Source organism: Idiomarina sp. OT37-5b (assembly GCF_002968395.1).
Lineage (GTDB): Bacteria > Pseudomonadota > Gammaproteobacteria > Enterobacterales > Alteromonadaceae > Idiomarina > Idiomarina aquatica.
In genome coordinates this window covers 1,851,493-1,868,391 of sequence record NZ_CP027188.1, presented here as the reverse complement: position 1 = coordinate 1,868,391, position 16,899 = coordinate 1,851,493, and the positions used below count along the sequence as shown (strand labels likewise).

The 16,899-nt window shown below is 52.6% G+C and carries 17 protein-coding genes; 7 read left to right on the top strand and 10 right to left on the bottom strand.

Translation table 11 applies throughout. From position 1 onward, the window contains the following. Positions 1-2: 2 nt before the first annotated feature. The 10 genes from C5610_RS08745 to C5610_RS08700 all read right to left on the bottom strand — a co-directional run bounded on the left by C5610_RS08745 (position 3) and on the right by C5610_RS08700 (position 10,267). On the bottom strand, positions 3-851 hold the full coding sequence (locus C5610_RS08745) for an alpha/beta fold hydrolase (RefSeq protein ID WP_105306833.1): 849 nt from the start codon (positions 849-851) through the stop codon (positions 3-5). Positions 852-863: 12 nt separating this feature from the next. Then, complete coding sequence (locus tag C5610_RS08740; RefSeq protein ID WP_105306832.1) at positions 864-1,166, bottom strand: YciI family protein; 303 nt, start codon at positions 1,164-1,166, stop codon at positions 864-866. Continuing rightward, a complete protein-coding gene (gene ispZ, locus C5610_RS08735; protein ID WP_105306831.1) occupies positions 1,166-1,708 on the bottom strand; it encodes a septation protein IspZ in 543 nt (180 codons plus the stop codon). Before ispZ ends, C5610_RS08740 begins: the two co-directional genes overlap by 1 nt. Positions 1,709-1,737: 29 nt before the next feature. Then, positions 1,738-2,538 (bottom strand): tryptophan synthase subunit alpha, encoded by an 801-nt coding sequence (gene trpA, locus C5610_RS08730; RefSeq protein ID WP_105306830.1) that lies wholly within the window; start codon positions 2,536-2,538, stop codon positions 1,738-1,740. After that, complete coding sequence (gene trpB / locus C5610_RS08725) at positions 2,538-3,746, bottom strand: tryptophan synthase subunit beta (protein WP_105306829.1); 1,209 nt, start codon at positions 3,744-3,746, stop codon at positions 2,538-2,540. Before trpB ends, trpA begins: the two co-directional genes overlap by 1 nt. Then, positions 3,743-5,197, bottom strand: a complete 1,455-nt coding sequence (gene trpCF, locus C5610_RS08720) for a bifunctional indole-3-glycerol-phosphate synthase TrpC/phosphoribosylanthranilate isomerase TrpF (RefSeq protein ID WP_105306828.1) — start codon at positions 5,195-5,197, stop codon at positions 3,743-3,745. The genes trpB and trpCF overlap by 4 nt, the downstream gene beginning before the upstream one ends. Continuing rightward, entirely contained in the window at positions 5,190-6,203 is a 1,014-nt protein-coding gene (trpD, locus tag C5610_RS08715) for an anthranilate phosphoribosyltransferase (protein ID WP_105306827.1), read from the bottom strand. Before trpD ends, trpCF begins: the two co-directional genes overlap by 8 nt. Positions 6,204-6,213: 10 nt before the next feature. Further along, entirely contained in the window at positions 6,214-6,840 is a 627-nt protein-coding gene (locus C5610_RS08710; RefSeq protein WP_105306826.1) for a glutamine amidotransferase-related protein, read from the bottom strand. Further along, positions 6,837-8,465, bottom strand: coding sequence for an anthranilate synthase component 1 (locus tag C5610_RS08705; protein ID WP_105306825.1), 1,629 nt, complete (start codon positions 8,463-8,465; stop codon positions 6,837-6,839). The genes C5610_RS08710 and C5610_RS08705 overlap by 4 nt, the downstream gene beginning before the upstream one ends. Before the next feature lie 263 nt (positions 8,466-8,728). Beyond that, positions 8,729-10,267, bottom strand: coding sequence for a S10 family peptidase (locus tag C5610_RS08700; RefSeq protein ID WP_105306824.1), 1,539 nt, complete (start codon positions 10,265-10,267; stop codon positions 8,729-8,731). 120 nt (positions 10,268-10,387) lie between these two features. Here C5610_RS08700 and C5610_RS08695 point away from each other — a divergent pair, with 120 nt between their 5' ends. The 7 genes from C5610_RS08695 (at position 10,388) to rluB (ending at position 16,898) form a co-directional block, all read left to right on the top strand. Further along, entirely contained in the window at positions 10,388-11,095 is a 708-nt protein-coding gene (locus tag C5610_RS08695) for a hypothetical protein (protein WP_262339833.1), read from the top strand. A gap of 69 nt (positions 11,096-11,164) precedes the next feature. Beyond that, complete coding sequence (locus C5610_RS08690; protein WP_105306823.1) at positions 11,165-13,189, top strand: NADPH-dependent 2,4-dienoyl-CoA reductase; 2,025 nt, start codon at positions 11,165-11,167, stop codon at positions 13,187-13,189. A gap of 1 nt (position 13,190) precedes the next feature. Continuing rightward, complete coding sequence (locus C5610_RS08685) at positions 13,191-14,018, top strand: PHP domain-containing protein (RefSeq protein ID WP_105306822.1); 828 nt, start codon at positions 13,191-13,193, stop codon at positions 14,016-14,018. A gap of 14 nt (positions 14,019-14,032) precedes the next feature. After that, complete coding sequence (locus C5610_RS08680) at positions 14,033-14,656, top strand: L-threonylcarbamoyladenylate synthase (RefSeq protein WP_105306821.1); 624 nt, start codon at positions 14,033-14,035, stop codon at positions 14,654-14,656. Positions 14,657-14,667: 11 nt separating this feature from the next. Continuing rightward, positions 14,668-15,480: a segregation and condensation protein A gene (locus C5610_RS08675; protein WP_105306820.1), complete on the top strand. Its 813-nt coding sequence runs from the start codon at positions 14,668-14,670 to the stop codon at positions 15,478-15,480. Next, positions 15,458-16,033 carry an SMC-Scp complex subunit ScpB gene (scpB, locus tag C5610_RS08670; protein WP_410054408.1) on the top strand — a complete coding sequence of 192 codons (576 nt, stop codon included), beginning with the start codon at positions 15,458-15,460 and terminating at the stop codon, positions 16,031-16,033. The genes C5610_RS08675 and scpB overlap by 23 nt, the downstream gene beginning before the upstream one ends. Further along, positions 16,026-16,898 carry a 23S rRNA pseudouridine(2605) synthase RluB gene (gene rluB, locus C5610_RS08665; RefSeq protein WP_105306819.1) on the top strand — a complete coding sequence of 291 codons (873 nt, stop codon included), beginning with the start codon at positions 16,026-16,028 and terminating at the stop codon, positions 16,896-16,898. The genes scpB and rluB overlap by 8 nt, the downstream gene beginning before the upstream one ends. Position 16,899: the final 1 nt, after the last annotated feature.

Here is a 16,899-nt window from a genome sequence, read left to right as displayed (position 1 = left end):
CTTTAGTCGAGGCGCAAGGCCGGAAGCAAGTGATTTTGCCAAAGACTGTGCTTAAATTCGGAGCGAAACAGATTAAAGTGTCCGATCCCTTCGTGCGGGGTCATCGACGGCGTTAAGTCATTGAGTGTTGAGGGTGCATTGGGGTAATGCGCCAGTAAGTTCTCGATGTTATCACGCTTTAACAGCTCGTCGTCACTGATATGAAAGGCGGTTATGGGACGGTCAAAAGCCGCATAACGTTGCTGTTGTTGTGCATCGAGGTGGTCAAATAAATAGTCTTTACTGCGGCACCAACGGCTCCATTGACGCATGGCATTGGCCGGCATATCACCCACCATGCGAAGTTTTTTGCCGGGAAAGTAGCCGGCTATCGGGGTGGAGATAGGTACCGCAAAATACCAGAGTAACCAAGAGGTTCGGCGTACTTGTTGGCTGGCGTTACGCCAATAACCGGTGCCGCTGGCGACGGTGACCATTTTATCGATGGCGGCGGCATTATCTGCCAACGCCACGATTTGACCGCCGAGGCTGTGAGCCAGATAAAGCAAAGGTTCATCGTCCTGACAGTCGATGGCGTACGCAAGTACGCGGTTAATATCCTGTTCTGCCCACTGGATGATGTCGGTATCGATGCGCTGAATGGGTTTGTCGAGCGACTGACCAATGCCGTAATAGTCAAATGTGATGACCCGGTAGCCTTGTTCACACAACCATTTTGCCAGCGGCTGGTAAAAGCGCTGCTTAACTCCGAGCGCTGCGGCAATCACCAGCGTTGCACACGGCGGCTGTTGCGGCTCAAAGCGAACGCAATGTAGATAGCGTTGATCAGCCGTTAGCTCAATGCTTTGCATAGAAGATGCTGGTCAGTCGGGTAACACGGCGTTAAAGGGTTTTACGGTTGCTTTTTTGTAGACACCAGCCGCCCAGTAAGGGTCATCATTGGCCCATTGTTGGGCTTGCTCAAGCGAATCAAACTCGGCAATGACGACGGAGCCGGTAAAGCCCAGCGCGCCGGGATCTTTTTCAGCGATGGCAGGGCATGGCCCCGCGACCAACAGACGTCCGTCGGCTTGCAATGCTTTTAAACGTTCCAAATGAGCCGGCCGCGCCTGTTTTCTGGCGGCCAGTGAATCTTCATGGTCTTCCGCAAAAATGACAAACCACATCATTGCCGTGCTTCCTCTTGTTCTGCATGGCGGTACATATACACACCAGTGCCAATGGTAAACACCAGTGTGATACCGAGAATGCCGAACACTTTAAAGTTGACCCAGGCTTCCTGGCTCCAGAATTCGGCAATGTAGAGATTGAGTGCCGCCAGTGCGGCACAAAAGATAACCCAGGCGTAAGTAAGGCGCTTCCATGCTTGCGCCGGCAGTTGAATGTCTTTACCGAGCATGGCCTGCAGCGGGCTGCGTTTTTTCCACAGTAAGCCGCCCAATAACATCACTGCGATAGCCAGATAAACGATAGAGACTTTCAGCTTGATGAACCAGTCATCACGGAGCAGCAGAGTAACACCACCAAACACCATCACCACCGCCAAAATGATCCAGTGTCGGGTTGTCAGCGGGTGTTTTAGCAGTTTTAGCCCGACCAACTGTAGTACCGTACCTGCCATAAGCACTCCGGTTGCGACATAAATATCTGCCAGTTTGTAAAACACGAAAAACGCAATAATTGGCAAATACTCTAAGATCAGGGCCATCGACTTCTCCTACCACGTGAATAACGAATCTAGGTTGCCGCTTTCATCTCGGCAACAAATTGTTGCAACTGCTGCAACTGTGCGGGCTCATTGTCGAGGTTTTTCTCGATGATCGCAACTACCGCAGAGCCACTGATAGCGCCCTCTGCGCCGGCGCTGATGGTTTTGCTGACATGGGCGGGCTGAGAAATGCCAAAGCCGAGCAACACCGGAGGAGCGCCATAGGCCTTTAATTTCTCGACCAGTTCAGCGGCCGGTGCCTGCATTTGCGTTTCCGCTCCGGTTACACCGGCACGGCTGAGCAGATAGACATAACCGGAGCAATGCTGCGCAACCTTTTGCAACAAGGCGTCACTGGCGTCCGGCGGGCAGATAAACACGGCATCGATGTCGTGCTGCTTGGCCAAATCGGCAAAACGAGCGGCTTCTTTGGTGGGAACGTCAGCGATTAGCACCGAATCGACGCCAACTTCGCTCATTTTGGCATAAAAGTTGTCAGCGCCCTTAGCATAAATAAGGTTTGCATAGACCAGCAAGCCAATTGGGATATTAGGTGCATAAGCCCGGACTTCACGCAAAATGTCGACAATATCCTGAAATTTAGTGTTGGCCGTTAATGCCCGTAAGTTGGCGCGTTGAATAACTGGACCATCAGCCACCGGATCAGAAAAGGGCAAGCCCAACTCCAGTGCGTCTGCACCGCCATCGATCAAGGCTTTGATGATCTTCAGACTTTGCTGAGGATTGGGGTCACCGATGGTAACGAACGGCACAAAGGCACCTTGCTGACGTTCCTTTAAAGCTGAGAACATAGCGTCATAACGGCTCATTACGGGGTCTCCTGTTGTGCTTGTTGTTCTGCAAATATGCGACGTACGTGGTCAATGTCTTTATCGCCTCGGCCGGACAAGTTGATCAGCAGGATCTCCGGCGCATCCGCTTCGGCTGCTCGTTTTAACGCATAGGCCAGGGCATGGGCCGATTCTAACGCTGGGATGATGCCTTCGTGACGGGATAACAACTGAAAGGCCTCTAATGCTTCGTCATCCGTCACGGATTCATAACGGGCGCGACCAATGGCCTTTAAATGCGCATGTTGCGGGCCGACACCCGGATAATCAAGACCGGCCGAAACGGAATACGACTCTTCGATCTGGCCCTCGTCCGTTTGCATCAGGTACGAGATGCAACCGTGCAGAATGCCTGGTTTGCCGGCGGTCAGGGTGGCGCCGTGATGTGGCGTATCGACGCCTTTGCCGGCTGGTTCCACGCCCACCAGTGCAACGTCTTCGTCATCGATGAAATCGGCAAACATACCAATCGCATTGGAACCGCCGCCCACACAGGCGATAACTTCATCCGGCAGACGACCGGCCTGCTCAATGATTTGCGCTTTGGCTTCTTCGCCGATCATGCGGTGAAATTCGCGCACAATGGTTGGAAACGGGTGAGCGCCGGCGGCAGTACCTAACAGGTAGTGGGTATTAGGATAACTGGCCGTCCAGTCGCGTAAGGCTTCGTTAACGGCGTCCTTTAAGGTACCGCTACCGGTATCAACAGGCACCACTTTAGCGCCCATGAGTTCCATCCGGAACACGTTCGGCTGTTGCCGTTCAGCGTCCTTTTTACCCATATAAATAATGCATTCTAAATCCAGCAGGGCACAGGCCAACGCGGTGGCTGTGCCATGTTGGCCAGCGCCGGTTTCGGCGATAATCCGAGTTTTTCCCATACGTTTGGCCAGTAACGCCTGACCCAGAACCTGATTGGTTTTGTGGGCACCACCGTGCAGCAGATCTTCACGTTTAAGGTAAATTTTCGTGTTATTCGGTGATGTTAACGGCAAATTACGACATAAACTCAAGGGTGTCGGGCGCCCGAGATAGTTTTTTAGTAGGCCACGGAATTCGGCCTGGAAGTCTTCATCCTGCTGAGCGTCGATAAAGGCCTGTTCTAGCTGGTCCAATGCCGGTAACAAAATTTCAGGTACGAACTGTCCGCCAAAATCGCCAAAATAGGCTGAGAGAGAGCGACTCATACTGCCTCCTGATAACTGTCTGAAGATGATTGTGCAGAGGTCTGTCCGGCAAAGCGACCATAACCCCGAATCGTAGTAAATAGCTGTTGTATTCTGGCGGCATCCTTGATGCCTGGTGCGGCTTCCAATCTGGAGCTACTGTCGACGCCGGCGATGCCGTGTTGAACCGCTTCGGCAACATTTTCCGGACTGATACCGCCGGCCAGCAGGCAGCGTTGACGTGCACTCACCGGCAACCTATCCAACGCATTCCAGTCAAAGGTTTTGCCGGTTCCGCCGGCACCATTGTCGAGCACCAGTCGATCAATACGGTCAGCGCCGGGTAAATGTTCAAGATCCATCGCATCATCGACGCGAATAGCCTGCCATAACTGAATGTGCTCGGCGCCCGCCAATTTCAGCTTGTGCCGCAATTGACTGAGGTAGTCGAGATCCTCATGTCCGTGTAATTGAATGGCGTGCAGTTGCAGTTCTAATGCGGTTTGTGCCACTTCATTGAGCGGCTGATCGGCGAATACGCCGACAAACCGAAGGGTGTCCGTTGCACGGATGATGTCACGTGCTTGGGACAGTGACACACAACGCGGTGAACGTTTGGCAAAAATCAGCCCACCGTAGCGTGCACCGGCCGCTGCTGCATTCAGAGCGTCTTCGGCGCGGGTGAGGCCACAGACTTTATTGTCGCCAAAAATGAGCGTGCGGCAGGCAGCATCAACATCATTGTGGGCGCTTAATGCGCTGCCAACCAAAAAGCCATTAACATAAGGTGCAACCCGACGAATATCCTGATGTGTGGAAAAACCGGACTCGGCAATCAGCAAAGCGTCGGCAGGCGCCAGCGGAGCCAATTCGGCGCTGCGGTCAGGGTTGATGGTTAAATTGGTCAGATCACGGTGATTAATACCGATAATACGCGCGCCGAGCGCGCTGGCGCGCTGCATTTCGTCAGCGTTGGCCACTTCTGTCAGGACATCCATCCGCAGTGATTCGGCGACGGCAGCCAACTGTTGGTACTGGTCGTCGTCCAGCACCGACAACATCAGCAAAACGGCATCAGCACCAAAGTAGCGCGCCCGGTACACTTGTTCTTCATCGATAAAGAAGTCTTTACACAGTACCGGCTGATGAACACTGGCGCGGACGGCGGATAAATAATCCAGGCTACCCTGAAAATGGGCTGGTTCGGTTAACACGGAAATGGCCGCCGCGTATGGCTGATAAGCTCGTGCCAAGGTCACTGGGTTGAAATCCGGACGAATCAGACCTTTTGACGGAGACGCTTTTTTGCACTCGAGAATAAAGCCGGCCTGAGGTTGTGATAATGCCGCGTAAAGGCTGCGATCACTCGGTTGTAACCGCTCGCGGTAGCTCGCCAACGGATAACGCTGTGCCTGCTGTTGGTTTTGCTCAACTTTGTCGGCGACAATGCCTGCCAGGATGTTCTCAGACATGATAGGTCTCCTGCGCTTGTTGGATTTGTTCTAAGTGGGTTAATGCCTGACCGCTTTGAATGTGTTCAAGAGTGGCGGCGGCCGCTTGTTTCCGATCATCAAACTGTTCGGTCAGACACAATAACGCGGCCACGTTCATAGCCACCGACTGTTGCTGGGCAACACTGCCGGCGCCGGCCAATACCTGTTTTAAGATGCGCGCATTACAGTCAGCGTCGCCTCCTTTTAGCTCACTCAGGTCGGCCTGCTGTAAACCAAAATCAGCAGGGCTCAACGGGTACTCGTGCAATTCGCCATCCTTTAATTCAACCACCTGGCTGGGGCCATGCAATGCCAGTTCGTCAAGGCCGCTGCCGTGCACCACCATGGCTCGTTTAACACCAAGCCGTTGCAAGGTTTCAGCCATTGGCCGCACCCACTCGGGGCTGTAGACCCCCAGCAACTGAGCGTCCGGACGCGCCGGATTGACCAATGGTCCTATCAGGTTGAACAGTGTACGTGTTTTTAGTGTCTGGCGCACCGGCATGGCGTATTTAATACCGGGATGATAGTGCGGAGCGAACAGAAAGCAGAAACGGTTATCGTCGAGTTGACGTGCGGCATCACGCGGATCCAGGTTGGTACGCAGTTGCAGAGTTTCCAGCACGTCGGCAGAGCCGGAGCGGGAGGAAACGCTGCGATTACCGTGTTTGGCCACACAAACGCCCATTGAGGCTGCCACCAACGCGGCAGTGGTGGAGATGTTCATGGTATTGCTGCCGTCACCACCGGTACCGCAACTGTCGACAACGGTTTGTTGCGGACGTTGGAACGGTTTGCACACTTCCAGCACCGCCTCCGCAGCGCCGGCTAGTTCGGCCGGTGTTTCACCGCGCATTTTCATGGCGACCAGCGCGGCACTGATCTGCGTATCATTCAGTTCGCCTTTTACCAGGCGCTGGAAAAACGCTTTGCTGTCCTGTTGCGACAAGGTTTGTCCATTAAGAAGTTGATCTAAACTTTTCATACTGTCTTTCCTACACCTGTTGTGACAATAAATAGGTCATGCTGTTGGCCAGTAACTGCTTGCCTTTGGGCGTTAACAGAGATTCCGGATGAAACTGAAAGCCAAGCGCCTGACAGGCGCTGAATTCGGCCGCCATCGGGATGCCATTAACATCGCCGATAACGTTAACGGTGGCAGGCAGGTCATAGCCGCTGAGGGAGTGATAGCGCGCGACAACACAGCGGTTATTGCTGCTGACACCGGTAAAGATCGGATGTTCGCGGGTGGTCATGTCGGCGGTTTTGCCGTGTACCACTTCACCGCAGCGGGCGACCCGACCGCCGCTGAACTCAATCAGTGCCTGAAAGCCCAGACAAATGCCCAGTAGCGGGTAACGCCCGGCGCAAAATTCAAGCAGCGTCATCAGGTTGCCGGCACTGCGCGGGTGGCCCGGGCCGGGCGACAGGCAGACCACTTGTGGACCGTTGAATTGTTGCAGGTCAGCGATGACAGTTTCAGCCGGTACGGTATTTCGATACACCACCAGTTGATAATTCAGCTGCGACAGCTCATCAACTAAGTTGTATGAAAACGAGTCAATATTGTCGATAAGTACGATGCGCGCGTTAACGGTGGCGGATGAGTTAACGTTATTCATAAGGCTCCCTCCTCAGCGTATGTTTGCTGAATCGCCATCAGCACCGCTTTGGCTTTGTTTTCAGTTTCTGCGACCTCGGCATCGGCATCAGAGTCATAGACCACACCGGCGCCGGCCTGCACGATGGCCTGCTGATCCTTAACAAACGCTGACCGAATAACGATGCAGGTATCCATGTCACCGTTTCCGGCCAGATAACCTACCGCTCCGCCGTAGCTACCGCGTCCCTGTTGTTCAACCTCACGGATCAGGCGTGCAGCACTGACTTTCGGTGCTCCGGTCAGGGTTCCCATGTTCATACAGGCGCGGTAAGCGTGTAACGCATCGCAATCCTGCCGCAATTGGCCGACCACGCGTGATACCAGGTGCATCACTTGTGAATAACGGTCGACTTTCAATAGATCGGCGACATAACGACTGCCGGGTTGGCAAATTCGCGCCAGGTCATTACGGGCTAAATCAACCAGCATCAGGTGTTCGGAGAGCTCTTTCTCGTCGAGCCGTAATTCCAGCTCCATTCTGCCGTCAATATCCAGGTTAATTGAGCCATCCGCATTGCGTCCGCGAGGACGAGTACCGGCAATAGGGTAGAGCTCAACCTGATTACTCTGCTGTTGATATTTAAGCGCGGATTCGGGCGAGGCGCCGAACAAACAGAAATCCGGGTGGCTAAGAAAAAACATATAGGGAGACGGGTTGTTCTGCTTCAGTCGCTGATAGGCCGCTAATGGATTATTGCAGGGCAGTTTAAAGCGACGCGATGGCACCACCTGAAAGATGTCACCGTCAAGAATGTTTTCCTTAAGCTGCATCACTATCTGCCGGAAACGGTCAGCCGATGGACTCACTTCAGTGATCGCCGGTGTGGCTGGCGGTTGTGCCGTCGTAGACATTGGCAGCGACGGTAACTGGCATTGAGCAGCCAGTTGACCGATCCGCTGTGTCAGTTGATGGTAGCGCTGTTGGTCGCTGTCGTTGCGAGCACCACCCTGGCTGAAGAAGCTGGCAATTAACTCGCTACGCTGTTGCTCATGATCAACGACTAAGAGGGTTTCCGCCAGATAAAAAACATAGTCGGGACAGTTGTTTTCGCCCTCGGCTACCGGCGGCAGTTGCTCATAGCTGGCAACGTAGTCGTAGCCAAACACACCTCCCAGGAAGATAGAAAAAGGGTTGTTGCGAGCTTCGTCATTAGCTTTTGTCAGGCGTTGCTGTAATAGCCGCAGCGGTTCCATATTGGATAACGCTTTTAAACGTTGTTCTTCGGTTTGATCGAAGGTCGGCTGCGGAAACTCAAGTTCCAGCGTGGTGGCTGTTTGCTCACGTTGTATCGACGGTGTCAGTGTGGCGGCCAGAAACGGCAGGAGTTGTGCACCATTATCACTGTTGGCCTCGACCATGACCCGTTGGCCGCGGCACGTTAACGTCAGCGCGGTATCAATAAGCAACAGGCTTTTGAGTGCACGCTTAGTGCCAATATCGGCGGAGTCGAGCAATAGGTGGCGGCCTGTGCCGGCGCCATCATCATTGCTGCACAGTGCCTGATAGACCCTGTCGGTATCGGCCTGATAGGGGAGATCAACCCGTAAGCTGTCAACCTGTCCTTCGATTTGTTCGTTATTCACCCTACATACTCCAAGCTGAAATTTTTGTCGGTTGCTCCATCGAAGGACATAAAAAAACCCGCTCGATGGAGCGGGTTTTTGTTGACTACGATGAGTAAATTATACGCACGACGTCACGACCCGCTCTTGCGAGAAGTGCCACCACCAATGTTGTACAGTCGTTTGGATTTGCGTATTCAGCATTGCTCTCATCTAACTTGTATAGTTACTTATTGATTGACAAACTAACCAGTTGTGGTCAGCTTGTCAACCCCCAGTTCGGGCTATTTATATTCCGCTGGCACACCCGCAGCCGGTAACGACTGCTGGATGAACTCGCGCAAATCATCGTTGGATTTTTCCAGATCAGCACGGCGCAAGTACATCATATGACCGCTGCGATAGCCTTTAAAGCCAATGCGGTCTTTCATCAGACCACTGCGATCCAGTTGCCACATCGTGTATTTGGCGTCAAAGTAGTTCGTTGCACCGTCAAAATAACCTGCCTGAATCAGCACGTTCAAATACGGGTTAGCGGCCATTGCCTGGCGCAGTTGTTCACCGGTATTGTTGTTGCTGCGATCCCATGGGTGCACCGGACCAAACATGTTGTATTTTACGTCGGTAATGAAGTTAAGTTCTTCCCGCAGATAATAGTTTATCGCTGGGGTGAACGAGTGCAGCCAGGAACTTAACTCCGCGTTATAGTCAGGGCGGTCACCGGCACGGCGGCCGTCGATGCCAAGGTAGCGCGAGTCGAGACGACCAATGGTACGGTCGCGGTCACGCAATAACTCTTTCCAGAAGTAAGACGTGCTGGGTGCCAGGTTATTGGATAACACCGCTTCTTTTGACAAGCCAGAATAGCGGGCAACGGCGGTGGCGACTTGATCCTGTTGCTGTTCGGATAGACGGGTTCCCTGCGCCAATGCCGGCAGGTAGGTGTCAAAGGTATAATCTTCAACTTCGGCAAGAACGTCGAGTAAATCTTTGCTCTGCAGGTCTTCCGGCAAGGCATCGTGATACCAGGCCGCAGCGGCAAAGTAAGGCAGCTGATTGGCGTCTTTTACCGGACCGTCACGGTCTATGCCGATGTCCGTTGGTGAGACCAGAATAACGCCATTAATGTACATCCATTGGCGGTTTTGCAGCGCATTGGCCAAACCTGACACTCGCGTCGTACCGTAACTTTCACCAATCAGGAATTTAGGCGATTGCCAGCGGTTGTAACGGCTGGTGAAGGTTGTCATCCACTCGGCCAAATACTGGACATCCGCGTTGACACCAAAAAACATGTCCTGTTGCTGTTGTTTTGACGGCATTTCACCATTTTTATTGGGTAAAACCCGCGAATAGCCGGTGTTAACCGGGTTAATGAAAACAATGTCGGCAACGTCCAGAATAGAGTGCGGGTTATCCTGCACGCCATAAGGCTGAACTGGGTAGCCTTCGTCACTTAAGTTAAGGACTTTAGGGCCGGTATAGGCCAGATGCATCCACACCGAGGCTGAACCCGGGCCGCCATTAAAGGAGTAAACAATCGGACGCTCGGCTCGGTTATCAACGTCCTCGCGTTGATAATAGGTGTAAAATAACGTTGCGGTCGGATGCCCTTCGTCATTCCAAACCGGCAGGGTGCCTGCGGTTGCCGTGTAATCGACCGTTTCGCCATTGATTTCAACGCTGTGTTCCGTAACAGAGGTGGTTTCGATGGCGATTTGGCGCAAGTGTTCTGCGGGATTTTGTTGTGCGTATGCGACCGGCGCTGTTGCTACTGAACCCAGCAGTGACAACCCGGCAACTAACGCGAGAGATGTTTTCATTGAGCTTCTCCTTTGTTTTTGTTGTCTCAGATTAACAAACTTTTACGCGCAGGCGTCAAAGATTATGCGATTATTACCCGGGCTTTTACGATACGTGGCAACAAACAGGTAAATCAGACCATGCGATACGCGACTTCCTTATTTTTTCTGTTCGTCAGTTTGCTGAGCTTTGCCGGACATGCCCAGCAAAGTATTTCGCAGCGGCTGTCTCAACAACTGACCGAGTCAGCGGCAACGCAATTAAATGCCGATCTGCACCTCGGCGAGCTGACGGTTAATGGACTGACCGATGAACTGAGCGCACGCCAGGTGCGGCTGGCAACCCGGGTGGCACAATTGTCCGAGCCCTTGAATCAATTGATCATTGCCGACCAGATCGAACTGGCCGGAGACTGGCAGTCACTCGGGCAACAGCGGGTTGCGATCAAACAGTTACGTTTATCGGGAGCGCAGTTAACGTTGGCCTACTATGGCACTGGACAGTCTAATCTTCACCAACTGTTGGATAAGCTGCAGCAATTACAGAAACCTCGCTATCAGCCGGCACAGGCGAGCGACGAGCCCGTCAGTTGGCAGTTAGAGCAACTGCAGTTTACCGATGTCACCATTAATCTGTTCGATCGCGGTGAACCAATCGCCAGTGTGCATGTACCCGAGCTTATTATTGAGGAACTTGATCGCAGCAACAGCACGGACGCCGAAATTAAAGCACTGATTTTTCCGATCATTGAACAGCTATTGCGGCAATGGCGGCAAGGTTCAGATACTATTCAGGTTAACGGACCGGCACTGACGCGGTTTTTAATGCGTGAAGCATTAGCGTTTTAAACTTGAGCAACGTCGCCGTTGCGAGTAAAGTGTGGTAAAAATCAAACACCCGTTTAAAAAGAGGCTGTCGTGACACAATCATCTTATCCGCATCTGTTTGAACCACTGGATTTGGGCTTTACGCAACTGAAAAACCGCGTGCTTATGGGCTCTATGCACACAGGGTTAGAAGAAGAAAAAGGCGGTTTTGATAAACTCGCTGCGTTTTATGAAGAACGCGCCCGCGGTGGTGTCGGGTTGATTGTTACCGGCGGTATCAGCCCCAATTTTCGTGGCCGTTTGGCGCCGTTTGGCAGTGAAATGTCGCGTCCGTGGCACGTTGCTAAGCATCGCAAGGTGACCGAACGTGTGCACCAATACGGCGCTAAAATTTGCATGCAGATCCTGCATGCCGGACGTTACAGTTATCATCCGTTCAGCCTTGCTCCGAGTGCGGTAAAAGCACCGATCAACCCGTTTAAACCTAAAGCAATGAGTGAACGGCAGATCGCTAACACCATCAAACACTATGCGCGCGCCGCTCGCTTGGCGCAAAAAGCGGGCTATGACGGTGTTGAAGTGATGGGGTCGGAAGGTTATCTGATCAATCAATTTTTGTGTCCGCGCACTAATCAGCGCAATGATGGCTGGGGTGGTTCGTTTGAAAACCGCATGCGCCTGGCGCTGGAAATTGTTGATGCCTTACGCGCCAGGGTCGGCAATGACTTTATTATTATTTTCCGGCTATCGATGCTGGATCTAGTGGAAGATGGTCATACTCTGGATGAGGTGTTGCAGTTAGGCAAAGCACTGGAGCAGGCCGGTGTCACCATCATCAATACCGGCATTGGCTGGCATGAGGCTCGGGTACCAACCATCGTGACCTCTGTACCGCGAGCGGCGTTCAGTTGGATAACCGAGCGAGTGCGCCGTGAACTGACGGTGCCGGTGGTGGCGGTAAACCGAATTAATACACCGGAGATTGCGGAAACCATTCTGGCGTCCGGGCAAGCGGATATGGTGTCGATGGCGAGGCCGCTGCTGGCCGATCCTGAATTCGTCAATAAAGCACAACGTCAGCAGGCCGACAAAATTAATACCTGCATTGCCTGCAACCAGGCCTGTCTGGATCATGTGTTTGAAAACAAACGCGCCAGTTGTCTGGTGAATCCTCGCGCCTGCTACGAGACCGAGTTGGTGGTCACCCAAGCCAAACGTAAGAAGCGGGTGGCGGTGGTTGGTGCGGGTCCGGCTGGACTGGCGTTTGCCTGCACGGCGGCCGAGCGCGGCCACGACGTGCATTTATTTGATAAAGCCGATGCGATTGGTGGGCAGTTTAATTACGCGAAGCAAATTCCGGGTAAGGAAGAGTTCTACGAAACCATCCGCTATTTTTCTGAGCGCCTGAAGGACACCGGCGTACACCTCAAACTCGGCCAGGCACAATCAGCAGATGGACTGCTGGCAGGTAATTTTGATGAGGTGGTTTTGGCGACCGGGGTGGTGCCTCGGCGAATTGATATTCCGGGCGTTGAACTGCCGCACGTATTGGGCTATCTGGATGTGCTGCGCGATCACAAAGCGGTGGGCTCTAAAGTGGCCGTTATTGGTGCCGGTGGTATTGGTTTTGATGTTTCCGAATATTTGACCACCGAAAAATCACTGTCACTGGATGAAGCTGAATGGTCGCGGCGCTGGGGCATCGATAAATCGTACCAGCAACGTGGCGGCCTGCAAGCGCCGCAGCCGGAATCAAGTCCGCGGGAGGTGTGGTTGTTACAGCGAAAAGACTCGAAAGTCGGTAAAGGGCTGGGTAAGACCTCAGGTTGGGTACACCGGAGCGAACTGAAAAGCAAAAATGTGCACATGTGGAACGGTGTCACTTATCATCGAATTGTGCCCGAGGGAATCGAGATCGAACGCAATGGCGAACGCACCTTGCTGAGCGTGGATAATGTCATCATTTGTGCCGGTCAGGTGCCGATGCGTGATTTGCAGCAACAATTGTTGGAGGCCGGGCAGTCGGTACATCTTATTGGTGGCGCCGACGTGGCGGCCGAACTTGATGCTAAGCGGGCTATCCGGCAGGGCACCGAATTGGCGATTGAACTCTGATATGAGGATTGATCTGCATTGCCACAGTAATTACTCCGATGGCCAGTTGGCGGTGGATGAGCTTTTGCAGCGCGCCGTTGCCAACGACATTGATGTACTGGCGATCACCGACCACGATACTGTCGACGGTAGCCTCGCGGCGGCGGATTATCTGCAGCGACAGCCGTTACCGTTAACGCTAGTTGGCGGTGTCGAACTCAGTTGTCAATGGCATGCGTTCGAAATTCATATCGTCGGTTTAAACGTTGATTGTCATCACCCAGCGCTGCAACAGTTGTTGCAGCGCCAGCAACAGGCTCGCGAACAACGCTTTACGCAGATGCTGGAAAAACTCGAAAAACGGGGTGTGATGCTGACTCGTGAAGAGTGTCGGATAAGCGCAATGCCGACCCGCAAGCACATTGCCGACGCGCTGGTCGAAAAGGGGGTGGTAGAGCGTCCGCAGCAAGCGTTTGACCGATACATTGGCAAGGGCAACAGCGCCTATGTAAAAGCACAATGGTGTGACATTGAAACCGCTATTGCCGCTATCCACGCCGCGGGCGGTGACGCCGTTTTGGCACATCCGCATGCCTACAAACTATCGAATAAGTGGCTGCGCAAGCTGTGTCAGGAAGCCAAAAGTTGGGGGCTGGACGGCATCGAAGTCAGTATCAGTCAGCAACCGCTGGGACAGCGTAATGCACTGGCTGAATTTGCCACGGATTATCAGTTAAAAGCCTCGCAGGGCTCGGATTTTCATCACCCCAATGGCTGGCGAGACCTCGGCAAAAACCTTTGTCTGCCGGAGCAGTGTGTGCCAATATGGAGTGAATGGTTGCCCACCTAAGCTTGGAGGCGTAAATGAGCCAATATTTTGAAATTCATCCTGATAATCCACAAAAACGATTAGTACAGCAGGCTGTCGATATTATTCGCCGTGGCGGGGTGCTGGTGTACCCCACCGATTCGGGGTATGCGATTGGCTGTCAACTGGGTAACAAGCAGGGTGTTGATCGCATCTGCCAGATACGTAATATCGATAAAGACCATAATTTTACGCTGATGTGTCGCGATTTGTCGGAACTGTCGATTTATGCTCGTGTCGACAACGATGCGTTCCGTTTGCTGAAAAACAACACGCCGGGGCCTTACACCTTTATTCTTAAGGGTACCAAAGAAGTGCCGAAACGCTTGTTAAACCCCAAACGGAAAACCATTGGTATCCGCGTGCCGACGAACCGCATTGCGCTGGCATTATTGGAAGAACTCAATGAACCGCTGATGTCGACCAGTTTGATCCTGGACGACAGTGAGTTAGCGGAAGCCGATCCTCATCAGATTCGAGCGCGGTTGGAAAAGCTGGTTGATTTGATCATTGACGGTGGTAATAAAGCCGAGCATCCCACCACGGTAGTGGATCTGTCTGAGGGAGCGCCGACCATCCGTCGTGAAGGCGCCGGTGACACCGAACCGTTCGACTTTTGAACAACAACACCATGCCGGAACAGCAGTCGTTACCACTTGGATTTGTGCGCGGCGAGCCGGTCATTGAGAAACCGGAAGACCTCTACATCCCTCCGGATGCGCTGGAAGTGATTCTGGAAACGTTTTCCGGACCGATGGATTTATTGCTGTATCTGATCCGACGGCAAAAACTGGATATTGTTGAGCTCCCGGTACTGACCATCACCCGACAGTATGTTGAATACGTCGAAATGATGAAAGAGTTGAAACTGGAGTTGGCGGCCGATTACCTGGTGATGGCGGCAATGCTGGCGGAAATCAAAAGTCGACTGTTATTACCCAAGCCTCCGCAAGAGGATGAAGAAGAGGACGATCCGCGCGCCGAGCTGGTGCGGCGACTGCAAGAGTATGAGGCGATAAGACGTGGTGCGGAATTTATTGAGCAACAGCCGCAGATTGGTCGTGACAGTTGGTTAAGTGAGATAAAAACCGATGCCAAAGACTATGTAACAGTGCCACCACCGGAGGTGACGCTGGAGGATTTGACGCTGGCGTTCAGTCGGGTACTCAATACCATCAAGCTGCAGGCTCACCACCAAATCAAACGCGAACAGTTGTCCACCCGGGCTCGGATGAGTCAGGTCTTAGAGTTGCTACAACACAACCATTACGTCAGCTTCTCACGCTTATTCAAACGCAGTGAGGGTCGAGCAGGGGCTGTGGTTAGTTTTTTAGCAATTTTGGAACTTGTGAAGGAATCAATGATAGAATTGTCGCAAATGGAGCCAATGAGTGACATTCACATTCGCTTAAAACGCCAACATGATGAATTCGAATCAGCTTAAACAGTTATTAGAAGCCGCGTTGTTTGCTCATCCGCAGCCATTATCGGCGGAACAATTGCGGCAATTGTTGCTGAATGACAGCGAAACGTCATTGACGGCGGTAAAGAAAGCGTTGGATGAACTGCAACAAGACTATCAGGAACGTGGTGTGCAATTGGTGCAGGTGGCGTCCGGATATCGCTTCCAGACACGGGCGGAACTTGGGCAGCGGCTGGCGGGTTTGTGGCAGGAAAAACCACCACGTTATTCGCAAGCGTTATTGGAAACCTTGGCGCTGATCGTTTATCGGCAACCGATAACCCGTGGTGAAATTGAACAAGTTCGTGGTGTCAGTGTCAGCAGCAATATTATGAAAACGCTGCAGGAGCGAGGCTGGATTAAAGTGGTGGGAGTAAAAGAGGTGCCGGGACGCCCGCAACTTTATGCAACCACCAACGAATTTTTAGATGATTTTAATTTAAAAACTTTGGATGAATTGCCGGTGATTGATTCACCGGATGAAAAACGTACCGCTGAGACAGCGACTAACGAGAGAGATTTCCTGAATGACTGAAAAGTTACAAAAAGTATTGGCACGTTCTGGCCACGGTTCACGGCGCGAAATTGAAGCAAAAATTTCTGCCGGACGCATTCGCGTTAACGGCAAAGTGGCGCGACTTGGCGAACGTATTGATGCCGATGCTCAGGTGCGGATTGATGGGCACGAAGTACAGATTAAGCCGGAAGAGGCCGTGATCTGCCGGGTGCTGATGTATCATAAGCCTGAGGGCGAACTGTGTACACGTAAAGATCCTGAAGGCCGCCCGACGGTTTATGACCGGTTACCGAAAATGTCCGGCGCGCGCTGGGTGGCGGTTGGTCGCCTGGATGTTAATACGTCTGGATTATTGTTGTTTACCACCGACGGTGAACTGGCCAACCGATTGATGCACCCAAGTCAGCAGATTGAGCGCGAGTATGCCGTGCGTATTTTTGGTGAAGTGGATGAAGCTATGTTGCAACGTCTGCGCAAAGGTGTGCAACTGGAAGACGGGCCGGCGAAATTTAATACCATCAAAGCGGCTGGCGGCGAAGGTATTAACCGTTGGTTCCACGTTACCTTAAGCGAGGGACGTAATCGTGAAGTCCGCCGGTTATGGGAATCTCAGGAAGTTCAGGTCAGTCGTCTGATCCGTGTTCGTTATGGCGACATTCCATTAGAATCGGGGCTCCCGCAGGGGGGCTGGACAGAGTTGTCGCTGGAGGAAGTTAACTATTTGCGCAAGCAAGTTAAACTGCCGGCTGAACAACGTTCATTTATTGATCCTCGCCACAAAGAATCGAAGCAGCGGCGATTTGGTAAAATTCGTAAAGCGACCGCGAAACGCAAACAACAGTTAAAACAACAGAAGCCACGCGCAAACAAGCCGAAAAAATAGT

What these genes read in the sequence shown, in the direction of transcription:
- ispZ (WP_105306831.1), bottom strand. Translation starts at nt 1,708, where the DNA reads ATGGCCCTGATCTTAGAGTATTTGCCAATTATTGCGTTTTTCGTGTTT.
- C5610_RS08695 (WP_262339833.1), top strand. Translation starts at nt 10,388, where the DNA reads ATGCGATACGCGACTTCCTTATTTTTTCTGTTCGTCAGTTTGCTGAGC.
- C5610_RS08745 (WP_105306833.1), bottom strand. Translation starts at nt 851, where the DNA reads ATGCAAAGCATTGAGCTAACGGCTGATCAACGCTATCTACATTGCGTT.
- C5610_RS08685 (WP_105306822.1), top strand. Translation starts at nt 13,191, where the DNA reads ATGAGGATTGATCTGCATTGCCACAGTAATTACTCCGATGGCCAGTTG.
- C5610_RS08710 (WP_105306826.1), bottom strand. Translation starts at nt 6,840, where the DNA reads ATGAATAACGTTAACTCATCCGCCACCGTTAACGCGCGCATCGTACTT.
- trpB (WP_105306829.1), bottom strand. Translation starts at nt 3,746, where the DNA reads ATGAGTCGCTCTCTCTCAGCCTATTTTGGCGATTTTGGCGGACAGTTC.
- rluB (WP_105306819.1), top strand. Translation starts at nt 16,026, where the DNA reads ATGACTGAAAAGTTACAAAAAGTATTGGCACGTTCTGGCCACGGTTCA.
- trpCF (WP_105306828.1), bottom strand. Translation starts at nt 5,197, where the DNA reads ATGTCTGAGAACATCCTGGCAGGCATTGTCGCCGACAAAGTTGAGCAA.
- scpB (WP_410054408.1), top strand. Translation starts at nt 15,458, where the DNA reads ATGATGAATTCGAATCAGCTTAAACAGTTATTAGAAGCCGCGTTGTTT.
- C5610_RS08740 (WP_105306832.1), bottom strand. Translation starts at nt 1,166, where the DNA reads ATGTGGTTTGTCATTTTTGCGGAAGACCATGAAGATTCACTGGCCGCC.
- trpA (WP_105306830.1), bottom strand. Translation starts at nt 2,538, where the DNA reads ATGAGCCGTTATGACGCTATGTTCTCAGCTTTAAAGGAACGTCAGCAA.
- C5610_RS08675 (WP_105306820.1), top strand. Translation starts at nt 14,668, where the DNA reads ATGCCGGAACAGCAGTCGTTACCACTTGGATTTGTGCGCGGCGAGCCG.
- C5610_RS08700 (WP_105306824.1), bottom strand. Translation starts at nt 10,267, where the DNA reads ATGAAAACATCTCTCGCGTTAGTTGCCGGGTTGTCACTGCTGGGTTCA.
- trpD (WP_105306827.1), bottom strand. Translation starts at nt 6,203, where the DNA reads ATGAAAAGTTTAGATCAACTTCTTAATGGACAAACCTTGTCGCAACAG.
- C5610_RS08680 (WP_105306821.1), top strand. Translation starts at nt 14,033, where the DNA reads ATGAGCCAATATTTTGAAATTCATCCTGATAATCCACAAAAACGATTA.